The sequence below is a fragment of the Accumulibacter sp. genome (assembly GCF_036625275.1).
Classification (GTDB): domain Bacteria; phylum Pseudomonadota; class Gammaproteobacteria; order Burkholderiales; family Rhodocyclaceae; genus Accumulibacter.
Genome location: NZ_JAZKUD010000023.1, coordinates 1 through 14,814, shown reverse-complemented (window position 1 = coordinate 14,814; position 14,814 = coordinate 1). Strand labels below are relative to the sequence as shown.

Genomic DNA, 14,814 nt, shown 5'->3' with positions numbered 1-14,814 from the left:
GATTCATTCTCTCCCCAGGTTGATCCGCCACGCGCAAGCGGGGCGACTTGAAACGCTTGCCGAAGTCAGGCCGCCAGGCGGCGCCGAAACACCCAGACGCTATCGCTCGCGGATTCTTCTGCATGCATATAGACATAGCCGTCGCCAGTAAACTCCTTCAGGCTGGCCGCTGTCGTCAGGCGATTGACGATTGCATAGCGTGCCATCAACCCGCGTGCCCGCTTGGCGTAGAAGCTGACGACCCGGAACCTGCCGCTGCTCCAGTCTTCGAAGACCGGTCGAATCACCGGCACCGAGAGCTGCTGCGGCCGGACGGCCTTGAAGTACTCCTCCGAGGCAAGATTGACCAGGACTTTTGCGTGCGCATCGTGCACCGCGGCATTGATCGCGTCGGTGATGCGCTCGCCCCAGAAGGCGTAGAGGTCCTTGCCGCGTCGATTGGCCAGGCGGGTGCCCATTTCCAGCCGATACGGCTGCATCAGGTCGAGCGGGCGCAGCAGTCCGTAGAGACCGGAGAGGATGCGCAGGTAACGCTGCGCAAACTGCAGCTCATCGGGTACCAGCGACCGCGCGTCGAGCCCGTCGTAGACATCGCCATTGAAAGCCAGGATCGCCTGTTTGGCATTGCCGGGCGTGAACGGCCGCGCCCACTCGGCGTAGCGGGTGACGTTGAGCACCGCCAGTGGATCACTGATCTTCATCAGGCTGGCGAGCTGCACCGGCGACAGCGCACGCAACTCGTCGATCAACTCTTGCGAGTCGTCGAGAAAGCGTGGCTGGCTATGCTCGGCGAGCGTCGACGGCGTCTGGAAATCGAGACTCTTGGCGGGGGAAAGGACGATGATCATCTGCTGGTTCCAGGCAGGGGGGATTCCCGGCACGTGCTAAGATGGAGCCATTGTAATCGACGGCGATCGAACGGCGCGGCTTCCCGCTCGACTTCTGCAATACCCGCTTCTATCCCGCTTCGATCCCGCTCTGTGAAAACGCCTACGCCATGGAACAACTCCTCAACCGCCTCCTCCTCCCGGATGCTGATCTTTCCTTGCTCGCCCTCCTGGTCGACGAAATCCGACCCGCGAAGGCACACGACTTCGAGACCGCCAGGCGAAATCTGCAGGCCCTCTGCTACCTTCTCGGCATCCACCCCGAGTTACGATCGGCTTTGCGCGCTACCTTCAACACGCTGCTGAGAACGCATCGGCACATCGAGTTGTACACCACCACCGGCATTCTGCCGAATACCGGATTCGCCCCTGAAGGTTTCCGCCGCATCGGCCACAAGCTTCTGCCCGAGGTGCTCGACCCCGGTTTGCTGCGCAGCGTCCTGCGCCGAGCCTTCGACCGGCCGAGTGACCGGCATTGGGTGGTCGGCGTCGGCGACGATGCCTGGTTGCGACTGATCGAAGCCATTCGTTTCGACGAGGAACCGGCCAGCGAGACCTTTCCACACTCGCTGCTCGAACTGCTCCGCTCGCTGCGCGTGCTGTCATACGGGATTGCCGCCTGTGGCATGGAACCGGAACTGTTGCGGCTGGAACCGTCACTGGTCACTCACGAATCGCCCTTCGTCGCACAGAACCTGGAGATGGCCGACTATATTGAGGCCTACCCGGAGAACCGGAACCAGCCCCACTGCGAAAACTGCGACGATCGGCAGCTGCGTGTCCTGTTCAGCCAATGCCAGGAGGTGATTGAACGGGTGCGCAGGAATGCGGCCCGCAATGGAACCAGCATCCGCCTGACCTATCAACTGCAGCGCCTGCGGCAACTGTTGCGGCGCAGTGAGCATCTGCTCGACATTCTCGCCGGCCTGCGCAGCAGAGGGGAGCAGGCGTCGGCCTATCCGCCGATCGTCAGCCTGTTCACCCGCCTGGTCAGCGACGAATGCCAGCGCAACAATCTCGGCAGACACTGGCGGCAGAATACCGAACTGATTGCCTTGCGGGTGACCGACAACGCCAGTCATCATGGCGAACATTACATTACCGAAACGCGCGCGGAGTACTGGTCGATGGCACGTTCGGCGATGATCGGCGGGGTGGTCATCGCCGGCATGGCCTGCCTGAAAATCCTGCTCGCCAAGGCGGCCCTGCCCCCCCTGACCGGTGCGCTCGCCTTCTGCCTCAACTATGGGCTTGGTTTCTGCCTGATCCACATCCTGCATGGCACGGTCGCCACCAAACAACCGGCAATGACCGCCAATGCGATTGCCGCGAGCCTCAGTCACAGCGGCGACAAATTGCGCGACATCGAGGCCCTGACCGACCTCATCGCGCGCACCTGCCGCAGCCAGATCATCGCCATTCTGGGCAACGTCGGCGTTGCCATTCCGCTTGCCGGCTTGCTTGCCTTCGTCATCTTCAGCAGCAGCGGCGAGCACTTCACCAGTCCCGAGAAATCGCTGCATCTGCTCGAAGAGCAAAGCCTGGTGCACAGCGCGGCCGTGTTCTACGCCGCCATCGCCGGCGTCTGTCTGTTCATCTCCGGACTGATCAGCGGCTATTACGACAACTACGCGGCCTACAACCGCATCCCCGAACGTATCCTGCAACTCGGCTGGCCACAGCGCCTGTTCGGCGAAGCGCGCATGCACCGTATCGCGGCCTACATCGGCGATAACCTCGGTGCGCTCGCCGGCAATCTGCTGTTCGGTTTTCTGCTCGGAGGAACGACCTTCTTCGGCCTGCTGGTCGGGCTGCCGATCGACATCCGCCATGTCGCCTTCTCATCGGCATTCATTGGTATCGCTTTTGTCGGCCTCGATCTGGTCCCCGATCTGTGGTTGCTTGCCTGGGCGGTGCTCGGCGTTGCCGCGATCGGGTTCATGAATCTCACGATCAGCTTCGTGCTGGCGCTCAATGTCGCCCTGCGCTCGCGGCAGGTCGCTGATCCACAGTGGAAGAATCTGGCGCGATCGGTCATCGCACATCTGCGCCGGCAACCCCGGGATTTCTTCATGCCGCCGAAGAAGACGGTCTGACGGCGGCGTCTGCCAAGGAGGCCGGCCATTGCAAGCGGATCATCGCCAGGTCGGGAGCCCCGGATTTCTCGATTCGCCTTGACCACCAAGCGGTATTTTCCTATCCTGCGGGAGTACCCATGAACGCTTGATCCACGCCTGCAGCCCCCCCATTCACCCCACTCCACCGCCTTAACAGCAAGGAATAATCATGACTGAAGCAAAGAGCACGACCAAGAGAGCACCCGCTGCCCCAAAGACGACCAGCGCGACGACAACAACCAGTCCCGCCGTGAAAACACCGGCGACCAAAGCGGCGACGGTCAAGAAACCGGCAACCGCTGCTGCTGCCACCGCAGCGCCTGCCTCCGAGAAGAAGTCCTCGCCGAAACCGGCCGTCACCCCCGTGGCGACCGACATCGAGGTTCTGCAGTCCGCTCCCACCGAGTGCGCGACACCCGCCGCCATACCGCTCAGGCCCAGCCCCGAGGACCGCTATCGCATGGTTCAGTCGGCAGCGTACTTCATTGCCGAGAAGGACGGTTTCCGCGGCCGCGACACCGACTACTGGGCGCAGGCCGAAGGTGAAATTGCCGCACAACTTGGCGAAGCCTGAACGTGCCGTAGCCCCTCCACCGTTCCCACCAAGACCTTTTGAAGACGGGCCCCACCCCATGCGCAAGCGCCTGATTGAAGAAGAAGACCGGCTGCGGACCGCCCCAGCGGACTGGCTGAAGCTCGAAGATCTGGCAGAGGTCGAAATCAGTTCGGAGGACGCCCGGCATCCGATCGAATCGGCACTCCTGGCCGGGACAGGCAGCGGCTGGCGTGCTGCCGTTCCCGGCCAGCAGACCATCCGCCTGCTTTTCGCACCACCGCAGCAGCTCCGTCGTATCCGCGTCCGCTTTGTCGAGACCGCCGTACAGCGTACACAGGAGTATCTGCTGCGCTGGTCTGGAGAGGCCGGGCAATCGTTCCGCGAAATCGTTCGCCAACAGTGGAACTTCAGCCCGGAAGGTTCAGTGACGCAGACCGAGGAACACCGGGTCGATCTCTCCGGCGTGACGGTGCTTGAGCTGATCATTACGCCGGATATCGGCAACAGTCATGCGTTCGCTTCGCTGGCAGAACTGCGAATCGCCTGAAGCCCCCCTGAAGTTCTTGCCCAGCCGGCGGCACGCTTGCACCACCGTCTGGAGTTGCGCATCGCCAAATCTCCTGTTGAGCTTCCCCCGAAATTTCGTCTGCCCAGGGTGACCTAAAATTGAGTCACTTTTGGAAGGCCAGACATGAAGATGACGAAGCCGGCCGATACGACCGAATGCAAGGAACGGGCGGTCCAGCGGGTCAAGGAGGGTCAGCGCATCCGTGCCGTGGTCAAGGAACTTGGGCTGGGCGACCCGACCTTGCGTCACGGGATAAAAGCGTCAGCAGAAGGCCAGCTCAATGGAGCGGGACGCGGAGTGGTGACGCCGGCAGAAAGGGAACTCTCCCGGCTACGGGCCGAGCACATCCGGCTCAAGCGGGAGAACGAAAGACTAACAAAAGCGGCGGCGTCCTTCGCGAAGGATGCGCGGTGAAATCCGCCTGGATCGATGCGCAAGGCAAGGCATTCGCGCTGTCCGAGAGGTGCGGGCCCTGGAGGTTAGCCTGAGCGGCTACCGGGCCTGGAAGCGGGGCGGCACCGAGGACTGCCGGCGGCTGACCGACCGCCAGAGGCTGGCGTTGATCCGTGCCCTCCCTGCCGAACTCAAAGGCGCCTACGGCAGTCCGCGCAGGGTGCGGGAATTGCGGGCTCGCGGCTTCCCGGCCAGCCAGGAACGGGGGGAGCGACGGATGCGAGCGCATGGCCTCCGTGCCCGCCACCAGCGGCGCGACAAGGTGACGACGGACTCGAAACACGGCCGACCGGTGGCGGAGAACCTGCTGGATCGGAACTTCACGCCGAGTGCGCCGAATCCAGCGTGGACGTCGGACATCCCGTCCCTGTGGACCGAGGAAGGCGGGCTCTCCTTGGCCATCGTGCTCGATCGGTTCCACCGCGAAGTCGTCGGCGGGTCGCTGAAGCCGCGCCTGACGACAGATCTCGTGACGGATGCGCTGACCCTGGCCTGGTTCAGGAAGCGGCCGGCAGCCGGGCTGAGGCACCCCTCCGACCGGGGGAGTCAGTACGCCCGCCCTGCGTTTCAGGACCCACTCAAGGGGTATGGCATGACTTGCTCGATGAGTCGAAAAGGGAACGGCTGGGATAACGCACCGACACAGAGCGGGTTCAACCGCTTCAAGAACGAGCGGGTGCATGGCGTCCAGTACGCCACCCCTGCCGACATGAAGGCCGCCAGTTTCGAGTACATCGAGGTGTTCTACAACCGGAAGCGGCAGCATTCAACCCTCGGTGACCTGTCGCCGATCCCGTTCCTGGAATGCTGGGTCAGCCAGCCGCATCCGGAAAATCTGGTCGCATGAAGCCCACCCTTTGGCAGACGAAAAACCGAGGGAACCTCATCTTAGCAACAGGCGAGTGAAAGTCCCAATGGGATCCGGGCTTTGACTGGCGAGGTCTGCGGTACTCATCTCCAACTCCTTGGTGCGGCGGGGTGGTTTCATTCTCAGCCAGTCGGTTCAAGCTGCAGCAGGGAATTCCGATGGCCTCGGTTACCACCACTCGATTTCGTATCGAACCTGCTCTTGTGTCACTTGCTCCCTGTCGAGAAGCACGCAACTCGCCGAGCCTTCATGCTGGAAGAGCACCGTGTTGCCGTCATACTCGAGGATGCGAAGCGCACATGCCCGCACGCCGGCGAGCGATGTGCGGTAGACCCCCTGGCGTTCAGAATCCTGAAGGATGAAGAAGAAAGTGCTTGGTTCTTCGAATCCGCTGAGTACACGCTCCAGGGCTTTCTGCAAGGCGGCGGTACAGTCACAGGTTTCAACCTGGATGCGCCGGGATGCCTGGGCCTCGCGATATCGCTCAAGCGCCGCCTGTGCGCAAGCGCAGCCAATCTCGAAAGTGAGCAGTTCTAGCGGATAGGGCGCAAGTCTGCACACAAGTTCTGCCTGTGATTGCTGCGAACGAATCGTCCAGGCGATTCGCGACCCGATGCCTTTATTGTCCATAGTTGACCTTTGCTTTCTGGTTGGTGACACGCAGGCGGCCGAGAGCATCACTGCGCTCCGGGATCTTGACGGGTCCCGCTTCCCAGTGGGGTTGATGGCCGGCGACACGGTCGGTTCGTTGGTTGGTGACCACCATCTTCTGGGTTCCCGACCCTGGTTTGGGAATACCGTAAGCCAGTTGCCGGCCGGATGAGGTGCTGACTTGGGACGTTGGCTGCTGGCTGGTCGGAATTCCCGCGAGGCGCATCGACTCTCGTCTCGCTTGCCGCGAATTGAGTTGCGGAGATCCGCTGCCTTGGCCACCTGTCACCACGGGCAAGCGGGGTTGGCTGGACGCCTTGGCGGGCGAATGGTACGAGGGACGGGCCGGCGATGCTGCTCCGACTGAAGGTGGTGCTTTGGTCACGGAGACGGTTGGTCGAACTCGTGCCGCCTCGGCGTTTGTTGTGACGCAGAGCAGTGCGAGCACGCACGCCAGCACCGAGACTGCGCAGCACACTGCGTTCCGCGCCAGTGTCCAGAGAGGTCTGGGAGACGGCTTCGCTGGATCCCGCCAGAAGCATTGCGAGACCCCGGATACCCGGAACAGGCGAGCGTTCATGGTTGCCTCGACGGCTGCTTGGCTGGCCTCGGGTAAGGGCCCGAGCTGTTGCCGGATTCATCAAAGTAGAGATGACTGGCCTCGCAGGAATGCACGATTGATACGAACAACGCGAGAAGAAACGTGCGGTATATCCACTTAATGAGAAATATCATGGCTGGCTCCTGGTTGGTTGCAGCCACCATGGTGGACGCGGATGCGCAAGCTGCAGCAGGGAATTGATTGGACTCGCGGCCGTATCCAGCGCCGCTGCTGCGTGCCCCTTCGCTGACGAAACGCACGGTCAGACCCGCCCCGGCCGTCCTCGACAAGGCCCGTTCTTCCGATCAAACGGTCATGACTTTTCCAGGCACCCCCAATCATGAAAGTCATGACCGTTTCCCTCTCCCCCAACCCCTTCCACGGCCCGCGCGGCATCGCGGGCCGGCTGCGGCGGCGCGGAGCAGTGCTCCGCGAAACCCCGCCTTCGCCCCCGCGAGGGGGGAGGGGAGGTTCGTGAGTCGCGTACGCGACTTTCACAGTAACCGCTGCTCCCGTGCCACCAGTAGAGGTGCGCGCTCTCGCCTTCTGACCGTAGCCATGACCATCGATGGCTGCGACAATCCGCTTGCCGTTGCCAAACCTGTCATCGATCGAGCCATGGAACGATCTGCTGGCCTTGAGAAACGGGACGGGTCGCCACGCCCCCAGCCGTAACCGTCGAACTCGGCGAAACGAGTTTCAAGTGCGACCAGCAACTGGTCCCGCGAGGCAAGCAGGCCGGCGGCGTGTCGCACAACATGGCCCAGCAGGCCACGCGAGCTGTGCTGCGTGCCCTGCCGGGACGGTAACGGAGTGAGAGATCACGGCGGGGCGCCTCTGGATCACTTCCTGTCAGCAACCGAAGAACGGGAACCGGGCAACCGTGGCCTGTACCAGGAAGCTGAGGACAACTCGATCAAGAGACTATCGGCGTTCACTGCGTCGATGCGCCGAACGGAAAGCAACGCTTGCTCCAGACATCTCGAATCCCTGTTCCGTGCGCACGCATCGACATTGAGCAAAGCCTGGTCAACTGCCAGTCTCGCGGCTTCGACGCGCTCGAAGACTGGACTTTGGGCAACGCCTCGATCCAGCCTCACAGCTTCATTGATCCGCCGGATCGCCCAGCTCACATGGGCTTGATCGAGGTCTGCGTTGGCCAGTGATACCAGGCGGACTGCGCCCTCAGCTTGCTGTTCGAGCAGCCGATCGACTCGCTTCACGAGGGCTTGCGGACTGTCTTTCTGGCTCGACGCGGCGCGCAACGCGTCACGTGCGGCGTCCAGGTCGCCCGTACGCACCTGCTCCAGCACGGCATGTAACGGATTGGCCTTCGAGTGAAGCACCGATTCGCTTTCCGCTGTGCCCGTGAACAGCAGTGCGGCGAGACAGGCCAAGATGTGGGGGTGCCCCTTGTTCATTTGGTTCATCCTGGTTTGGCGGCTTCGGCCGGATCGCTGGCGGCAAGAGAAGACGCCTGCTCGATCATCGGTTGCTTGTCCTTGCTGTAGTCGAAGAGACGACCGAGCGAGTCGATGAGGTGGAGTCCGCGCCGTGAACGACAGCTCTCGGCCCGCGAGAAGAGGATCTGCGCTGCATCCCGACCGACTGACGATCCAACCGCGACACTGTTCTGGACATCTCGTTTGACCTGTTGGTACGCCTTCATGCCATGCTCCAGCCAGCCCGCGAAGCTGCGATCACCGGCTCCGTGCACCGCACCGCCAAATGCGTCCGACACCGTCTCGCTGATCCTTGGCAAAGCCTTGACCATCCGACCGGGAACCTGTGCGCGCACCGGCGCGAGGTAGGTTTCCAGGCCAGTGTCGAAGGCCACCGAGCGAATGCTGGTTTCCCACTTCGAGCAGAGCTGGTCGATGGCCGTTGCCATGCCGGCAATGCGTTGGCGGTTGAGAAGCGTGTCATCGATCTCATGGAATCTTCGGAAATACAAGGCTCGCCACAGATCCTCCTGTTCGACGCCGTGGAAGGGAAACTCGCGGTCCTCGAGCCGCCTGAGCACCGTGTCCGCACCGCTGATCGATCCAGCAACGGCGCGCGCGGCGGCTTCGTGGGCAGCCGCCAAGAGATTCGCATCCAGAGCATCGTAAGGCGCGTCGGAAGTACCAGCCTGAACCTCGAGTTGGTTCGCCAAAGCCAGATAAGCCGAAGCGTCTCCCGCGGCTGCCGCCTCGAGCATGAGGTCGAACTGGAGTTCGCCATCGAATGAGGCGAACTGCGCGGCAATCATCGCCGTCTGTTCTGATCCTGTCGCGGCTGCCAGCGCCAGACGGCAAATGCTTGCGATCTCCTCGCCGGGCTTCGCGCTGCCACGTTGTGCCACGGCCATGGATGCCCGGCAAACCGTCGCGGCTTGGGTCATCGTGCGCTGCTCCAAGGTGCCGAGGATCAGCTCAAGTTCGGATATCATCCCAGGCGCCGCCAACCCGGTTGGCCTGGACAAGGCGCTGCCTTCGCGATCAGAAGACCCGCAGGCGACGAGAAGGAGTCCAATGGCGGCAAGGCTGAGCATCGAATGGCGAATCATCGTTGCCTGCCCTCCCCGGACGACGGTTTCAACGGTTTCGACTCGCTGCTTCCTTCATCAAAATAGAGATGACTTGTACCGCAGAAGTGCATGGCGGACGCGATCAGCGCCAGCAGAACGCTGCGGTACAACCACTTGAAAAGAGTTGTCATGGCCGGCTCCAGTGAGGGTGGTGCGACCATGATAAGGAAGGGAATCGGGCGGGCAGCAGGGAATTGACCCAGCGGCTGAACGGGTGGCGATGATCCCTGACGACGGTGCCAGGTGGTGTCGAATGCGGTGACGAGAACAACAACGCACCGGTCGGCGCGCTGCGATGCTCAGCGCACGACCGGCCCGGTTTGCCTGTGGAAGGGAGGTGCAGCCGCCTTGGCTGCCGCATCCTCCGACGTCTCCGGCGACGGCGGCAACCTGTGGCCGGCGCAACGCAGATCGCCCTACAGTCGTTCCTCTTCAGAGCGGGGAGGAGGCTGCCAACCCGTCGAGATCAAGGACGGCTGACAGAAACGCCGCATGGCCGTGCGTGCAAAAAGCCCATTCGCTGCGCACCATCGCCTGGCGCAACGTGCTGAGGGGCCAGCGCTGTGCATACTCAGGGAACAGGGTGACCAGCAACCTGTCATCCGTGTTCGACTCCTCGTCGTCGTCTGCGCTCGAGTCTTCGTCAGTGCATGCCGGCAAGACAGTCCACTGGCCCGCTTGCCGCACGATAAACGCGGTATCGACCGCATACACCTCCTCACCCAGTATCCCCAAAGGCAGGCGAATCACGCCGATGCCATGCTCCCCGAGATCCGGGTCGGCGGAGGAGCACAACACATGTCTGGCGGGAAGATAGCTTACGTCCGTCGGCCAGAGACCTGGGCCGAACATCGCCTCCAGCGTTTGCTTGCTGGCGGTATTCACAAACCACTTCGTGGAACGGGACCCCGGTCGGTCGATCCGACCTTCCTTCAGAGCAACGAGTGCTGCACACGGCTTGATCTGGCCCGGAATCAGCTGATTCGCCAGTGCTACCGGCAAGTCTTCGGGCGTTTTCTCAACGGATTGATGTTTATCCATGCTTTGCTCCTCGGGGTCAGGCGTCAACATCTCCCCGAGACGTTGCGTGAGAACGATCAAATAAAGGTGTGCCAGATGACGGCCATGGTAGAACGTCATGCGGCTACTGGATTCACTCCTGATATTCCGGATCCAAACGCGGATGGCACTGCAGTCATGTGCGCGGGAAGTACGCCAATGGTCCGGGCTGTGCTGAAAGATCTGGCACAGCACAGGAGTGGCCACCAAATCAAGGCGCATCGATTTGTCCCCGGAAGGAAGCGCCACATGTCCTCGCGACATACCTTTTCGATTCACGAGCCGGGGAAACTTTTGCATGGTATTAACCGTCTTCCGAGTCTTCTGCAACGACCCCGTTCCCCAGCTGACCAGATACTCCAGTGCCACCGCCTCCACCGCCCGCGTCCATAAGCGGTTCCACAGCTCAGGACTGGCGGAGCGGGCATCTTGCGGCAGGAGTTGGCTAAACTGGCTACCCGCCTGGCCATACTCGTTATCCAGCCGTGTGAAAAGCTTGCCCAAGTGCTCTTTGACGAACGCCTGGCCTTGTAGGCTATCGGCGTGGACCTGTGTGTAAGTCTTCTCGCCATTTTCCGGATCCGGTTCCCCGGGAATGCCGACCTTTTCCATTCGAATCCCCCAGGGCGCTTCGAGCGGCTCGCGGCTGAGGCGTGAGATCAGTTCTGGCAAAGTGAGGTCCGCGTCGTCTCCTCCCGACCGTTTCCCGTTTCCGGATAGGTAGCGATCCAGCAACGAATGGATCGCGATCTTGAACATCGATTCGCGATCCCGTTCTGCCTCTAGTGCGGCGCGGGGCATGACACTCTCCCCGTTCCTGTTCGGCTCACCCGGAAATCGAGAGCCGATTCCCGTCTCCCCCTTTTGCAGTGCCGAGCAAACCCGCTCGGCGTCTTTGAGCGCAGACGTGAAGCTCTGTGAGATCTGATCAGGACGCTCCTTCGCCAACGCGCGATAGCACGCGATGGTCCTATGCCAAGGATCGAGATGGGCATGGATGCGTTGCCATTCCGCAGCGGAAAAACTCATCTTCCTCTCCAAAAGTGAACAAAAAAATGATCCAAGCGCCTTCGCCGCCACGCTGAACGGCGGCGCCGGCTGGGCTAGCCGCGCCGTGATGGTCGGCGAAATCGCTGGACGAGCTCTTGCCACCACCCTCGGAGCGGTTCCCTCGCTCCCAGCGGAGCTTGCGGCAGCGGCAACGGCGGCGCGTCGCCCAGCAAGGCGAACTGCACCCAGGCCAGCGGATGGGAAAACGGCTTCTCGGCGCCATCCGGCAGCAGGACGCTCAACACATGCTGCTCGATCGCCGCCCGCTGGCTCGGATCGGTCACCGTCTGCGCGATGCGCTGCCGATACTCCGCCATCGTCATCGTGCGCAGCCGCTGCTGCGCCTGCGCCAGCGCCCGGGTGGCCGGCAGTTCCCGGCGGGCCTCGTACCACAGCGGGTAGAAGATCAGCGAGACCACCGGGTCGAGCTTGCCCAAGGGCCCGATCACCGTACGGGCGCCTTGCGCCCGCAGCAACGGGCCGATGCCCAGCGCGCCGTTCCAGGCCGACTCCGCGCGGGCTCCCGGACCAACCAGCATCCCCTCGCAGGCCGACAGCGCGACATCCCCTTGCACCGCGCACCCGTGCAGCAGCCACAGTGGCAGGGCATCTTCCTCTTCCTCGCCGCTCAGTGAGAGGACGCTCGACAGCGGATCATCGGTGTCGAACCGCCCATGCACGCTCAAATGCGCCGGCCCCGGCGAGAGCAGCGCGCGCAGAAGTTCAATGACGCCGCCGGCTTGGACGGCCCGGCCGCCGAGCAGCGATGCCACACGCCGGGCCTCGAGTTCGCCAAAGGGTTGTTCCGCCAGCGGCAGCGGCGTGTAGACCGCCTGCGCCACGTGCGCACCGGCGTCCGGAGGGGTGGCCCGCCGGGCGAGCCACCAGGCGCTGACGCTGGCTTCGAGCACCAGCCGTCCGGGGGCGAAGTCCGGCTCATCGCGGCGGCCGGCGACCGCCCGGGCCAGCCAGGGAAGACACGCCAGCTCGGCCGGCAGGATCAGGATCAGCCGGCCGCCATCCGTCACCGCCGGGTCGGCCAGCAGCCAGCGCAACAGGCGGCTGGCGGGTGACTCCTCGGCGACGAAGGCCGCCCAGGCCTGCGCGATGACCTGCATCGCCGGGTCCGTATGCATCACCGGCGCCGCCGGTGTCTGTCGCAGGTAGCCCGCGGCATCCCAGGCGGCGCCCGTTCCCGCGCGCGAGGCGGCCCAGGTCTGCAACAAGGGCTGCCAGGCCGGCCGGGCGAGCGGTTCGGGCAGGACCTGGGCGGCCAGACCGGAGGCGCGCAGGATCAGGGCATGGCCACGACCGCTGCCGTCGAACCAGAGTTGCACCAGCGTTTCGTCGGCCTGCAGGGCGGCGGCGACGGCGGAGGGAGCGGGCAAATCCAGGTGGAGCCCGAGCCGCTCGCACTGGCTCTCCAGCGCGTCGAAGACACCAAACGCGTAGGCGGTCCGCTCGCCGGCGTCGTTCCCGTCGGCGGCATAGGCGTCGAGGCGGGTGGCGAGCGCGCCTTGTTCGGCGCCCAGGGCTGCCAGCAGAAGCGTTTCGGCGGCGGTGATCGCCTCGCTCGGTGGAGACCACTCGGGCTGCAGCGTCGCCGCGCTGGCCAGCGCAAAGCGCTGCAATTCGAGCGTGGGCCAGCGTGAGGCGGGGTCTTCGTCGGCTGGCGGGGGGCCGGCGTCGGACAGAAAGCGATGCAGCAGCGACCGGATGCGCGCCTGCGCCGGCGCCGGCCGCAGCGGCGGCAGCCCGGGAATGCCGCGCAGCAGTTCGGCGATGAGCGTGTTGAGCCCGGCGTCCCGGCTGGCTTCGTCCTCACCGCTCAGCGGCTGCAGACGGGTGCTGAGCCAGGCCGCCGCGGCGGACTCGAGCACCGGCCGGGCATCGCCGTAGATCAGCGCTGCACGCGCCTGCGCTTCGGCATCGGCCTGGCCGAAGGCGTGCAGGGCTTGCGGCAGCTTCGTGCCGTCGGCGGTAGCGACCAGCGTGCGGTGCAAGTGCTCCCAGGCGCCGTCGAGCAGGGCTTGCGCCGGCGCCGGGTCGCCGGTCGCGCCAGGCGCGCAGTGCGTCGATCAGTTCGCCGGCGTTCTGGTTGGCCGCTTCGCCAAAGGGGGCGGCGTCAAGCCGGGGATGCCTGGCCTGCGCGAGCCACCAGTAGAGCGCGCGGCAATGCCCGTCGGCGAAGAACAGGGAGTCGACGTCGATCGCCCTGCAGAGCGACTGCGTGTCCTGACGCCACGGGCGCTGTTCCGGCCAGCCGCCGGCATCGGCGGCGCTGGCGTACACCCGCGCCAGCAGCAGGGCGGCCGGGTGATCGAGGGTCGCCAGGCCCTGTTCGGGGACGACGGAGCACACTCAGGGAAGCAGCGCGGCAGCCCAGCGTCGCGCCCAGTCGGCGGCGTCATTGGCGGCAAGCGGTGTCGCCAGGAGCGCCTGCCAGCGCTGCTGGCGAGCGAACGCGTCGCGCACGCCGGGGACGACCAGGGCTTCCGCCAGGTGCCGCACCTGGCGGCGCTCGCCGGGATGCGCGAAGCGGGCCGGCCAGCCACCCAGGGTGTCCAGCCACCAGTCGGCCAGCGCGAGGGCTTCGGACAAGCGGAAGGCGGGGAGCGGGGCGCGGCTGGCATTACGAAACGTCGCCAGGTTTGGCGCTTCGGCGACGAGCAGCGGGCTGTACGCTTGCAGGTAGAGCAGGCGGCTCAGGTGCTGTCGGCCTTGGCGGCTCGGGAATCCCGCCCTTAAGGCGGCGTTGATCCGGGCCGTGAGCACCTGGGCGCGGCCGTCGGCCTCGAGGGCGTCGAACACCGGTTCGCCGAGTTGCGCGACACGGGCGTACTCGGCGAGCTCGCCGGCGGCGGCGTTCAGACGGCCACGGGTGACGCCCGCGTTGCCTCGCGCGCGGAGCACCTCGGCGCGGCCGACGGCCTCGAGGGCGTCGAACACCGGTTCGCCGAGTTGCACGACACGGGCGTACTCGGCGAGCTCGCCGGCGGCGTCGTTCAGACGGCCACGGGTGACGCCCGCGTTGACTCGCGCGCCGAGCACCAGGGCGCGGCCGGCGGCATCGAGGGCGTCGAACACCGGTTCGCCGAGTTGCGCGACGCGGGCGTACTCGGCGAGCTCGCCCGCGGCGTCGCTCAGACGGCCACGGGCGACACCCGCGCGGCATCGCGCGCGGAGCACCGCCTCGCGGCCGTCGGCATCGAGGGCGTCGAACACCGGTTCGCCGAGTTGCACGACGCGGGCGTACTCGGCGAGCTCGCCCGCGGCGTCGCTCAGACGGCCACGGGCGACACCCGCGTGGCATCGCGCGCGGAGCACCGCCTCGCGGCCGTCGGCATCGAGGGCGTCGAACACCGGTTCGCCGAGTTGCACGACGCGGGCGTACTCGGCGAGCTCGCCCGCGGCGTCGCTCAGACGGCCACGGGC

12 protein-coding genes and 1 pseudogene are annotated in these 14,814 nt (G+C 64.6%); 5 read left to right on the top strand and 8 right to left on the bottom strand.

Annotation, left to right across the window (positions count from 1 at the left end; genetic code table 11):
• Positions 1–65 precede the first annotated feature (65 nt).
• Positions 66–848, bottom strand: a complete 783-nt coding sequence (yaaA, locus tag V5B39_RS09920) for a peroxide stress protein YaaA (protein WP_332342731.1) — start codon at positions 846–848, stop codon at positions 66–68.
• Positions 849–997: 149 nt separating this feature from the next.
• Here yaaA and V5B39_RS09915 point away from each other — a divergent pair, with 149 nt between their 5' ends.
• The 5 genes and pseudogenes from V5B39_RS09915 (at position 998) to V5B39_RS09895 (ending at position 5,986) form a co-directional block, all read left to right on the top strand.
• Positions 998–2,983 carry a site-specific recombinase gene (locus V5B39_RS09915; RefSeq protein WP_332342730.1) on the top strand — a complete coding sequence of 662 codons (1,986 nt, stop codon included), beginning with the start codon at positions 998–1,000 and terminating at the stop codon, positions 2,981–2,983.
• Positions 2,984–3,173: 190 nt separating this feature from the next.
• Positions 3,174–3,578, top strand: coding sequence for a DUF2934 domain-containing protein (locus tag V5B39_RS09910; protein ID WP_332342729.1), 405 nt, complete (start codon positions 3,174–3,176; stop codon positions 3,576–3,578).
• A 58-nt stretch (positions 3,579–3,636) separates the two neighbouring features.
• Entirely contained in the window at positions 3,637–4,107 is a 471-nt protein-coding gene (locus V5B39_RS09905) for a carbohydrate-binding protein (protein ID WP_332342728.1), read from the top strand.
• Positions 4,108–4,251: 144 nt separating this feature from the next.
• Positions 4,252–5,428, top strand: a pseudogene (locus V5B39_RS09900) (IS3 family transposase).
• Between the two features lie 270 nt (positions 5,429–5,698).
• A complete protein-coding gene (locus tag V5B39_RS09895; protein ID WP_332342727.1) occupies positions 5,699–5,986 on the top strand; it encodes a hypothetical protein in 288 nt (95 codons plus the stop codon).
• Positions 5,987–6,068: 82 nt separating this feature from the next.
• Here the strand turns inward: V5B39_RS09895 and V5B39_RS09890 are convergent, their stop codons facing one another.
• The 7 genes from V5B39_RS09890 to V5B39_RS09860 all read right to left on the bottom strand — a co-directional run.
• Positions 6,069–6,326: a hypothetical protein gene (locus tag V5B39_RS09890; RefSeq protein WP_332342726.1), complete on the bottom strand. Its 258-nt coding sequence runs from the start codon at positions 6,324–6,326 to the stop codon at positions 6,069–6,071.
• A gap of 1,217 nt (positions 6,327–7,543) precedes the next feature.
• Positions 7,544–8,122 carry a hypothetical protein gene (locus V5B39_RS09885; RefSeq protein ID WP_332342725.1) on the bottom strand — a complete coding sequence of 193 codons (579 nt, stop codon included), beginning with the start codon at positions 8,120–8,122 and terminating at the stop codon, positions 7,544–7,546.
• Positions 8,123–8,127: 5 nt separating this feature from the next.
• Complete coding sequence (locus V5B39_RS09880) at positions 8,128–9,132, bottom strand: hypothetical protein (RefSeq protein WP_332342724.1); 1,005 nt, start codon at positions 9,130–9,132, stop codon at positions 8,128–8,130.
• 113 nt (positions 9,133–9,245) lie between these two features.
• Positions 9,246–9,401 carry a hypothetical protein gene (locus V5B39_RS09875; protein ID WP_332342723.1) on the bottom strand — a complete coding sequence of 52 codons (156 nt, stop codon included), beginning with the start codon at positions 9,399–9,401 and terminating at the stop codon, positions 9,246–9,248.
• 301 nt (positions 9,402–9,702) lie between these two features.
• Positions 9,703–11,358: a hypothetical protein gene (locus V5B39_RS09870; protein WP_332342722.1), complete on the bottom strand. Its 1,656-nt coding sequence runs from the start codon at positions 11,356–11,358 to the stop codon at positions 9,703–9,705.
• Between the two features lie 74 nt (positions 11,359–11,432).
• On the bottom strand, positions 11,433–13,382 hold the full coding sequence (locus V5B39_RS09865; RefSeq protein WP_332342721.1) for a CHAT domain-containing protein: 1,950 nt from the start codon (positions 13,380–13,382) through the stop codon (positions 11,433–11,435).
• Between the two features lie 358 nt (positions 13,383–13,740).
• The coding region (locus V5B39_RS09860; RefSeq protein ID WP_434735678.1) for a hypothetical protein at positions 13,741–14,814 on the bottom strand (1,074 nt) is incomplete at its 5' end.

Bases quoted from the DNA above. Each gene is read 5' to 3' on its own strand.
- V5B39_RS09910 (WP_332342729.1), top strand. From the start codon at position 3,174: ATGACTGAAGCAAAGAGCACGACCAAGAGAGCACCCGCTGCCCCAAAG.
- V5B39_RS09880 (WP_332342724.1), bottom strand. From the start codon at position 9,132: ATGATATCCGAACTTGAGCTGATCCTCGGCACCTTGGAGCAGCGCACG.
- V5B39_RS09890 (WP_332342726.1), bottom strand. From the start codon at position 6,326: ATGCGCCTCGCGGGAATTCCGACCAGCCAGCAGCCAACGTCCCAAGTC.
- V5B39_RS09885 (WP_332342725.1), bottom strand. From the start codon at position 8,122: ATGAACAAGGGGCACCCCCACATCTTGGCCTGTCTCGCCGCACTGCTG.
- yaaA (WP_332342731.1), bottom strand. From the start codon at position 848: ATGATCATCGTCCTTTCCCCCGCCAAGAGTCTCGATTTCCAGACGCCG.
- V5B39_RS09895 (WP_332342727.1), top strand. From the start codon at position 5,699: ATGCTGGAAGAGCACCGTGTTGCCGTCATACTCGAGGATGCGAAGCGC.
- V5B39_RS09905 (WP_332342728.1), top strand. From the start codon at position 3,637: ATGCGCAAGCGCCTGATTGAAGAAGAAGACCGGCTGCGGACCGCCCCA.
- V5B39_RS09915 (WP_332342730.1), top strand. From the start codon at position 998: ATGGAACAACTCCTCAACCGCCTCCTCCTCCCGGATGCTGATCTTTCC.
- V5B39_RS09870 (WP_332342722.1), bottom strand. From the start codon at position 11,358: ATGAGTTTTTCCGCTGCGGAATGGCAACGCATCCATGCCCATCTCGAT.
- V5B39_RS09875 (WP_332342723.1), bottom strand. From the start codon at position 9,401: ATGACAACTCTTTTCAAGTGGTTGTACCGCAGCGTTCTGCTGGCGCTG.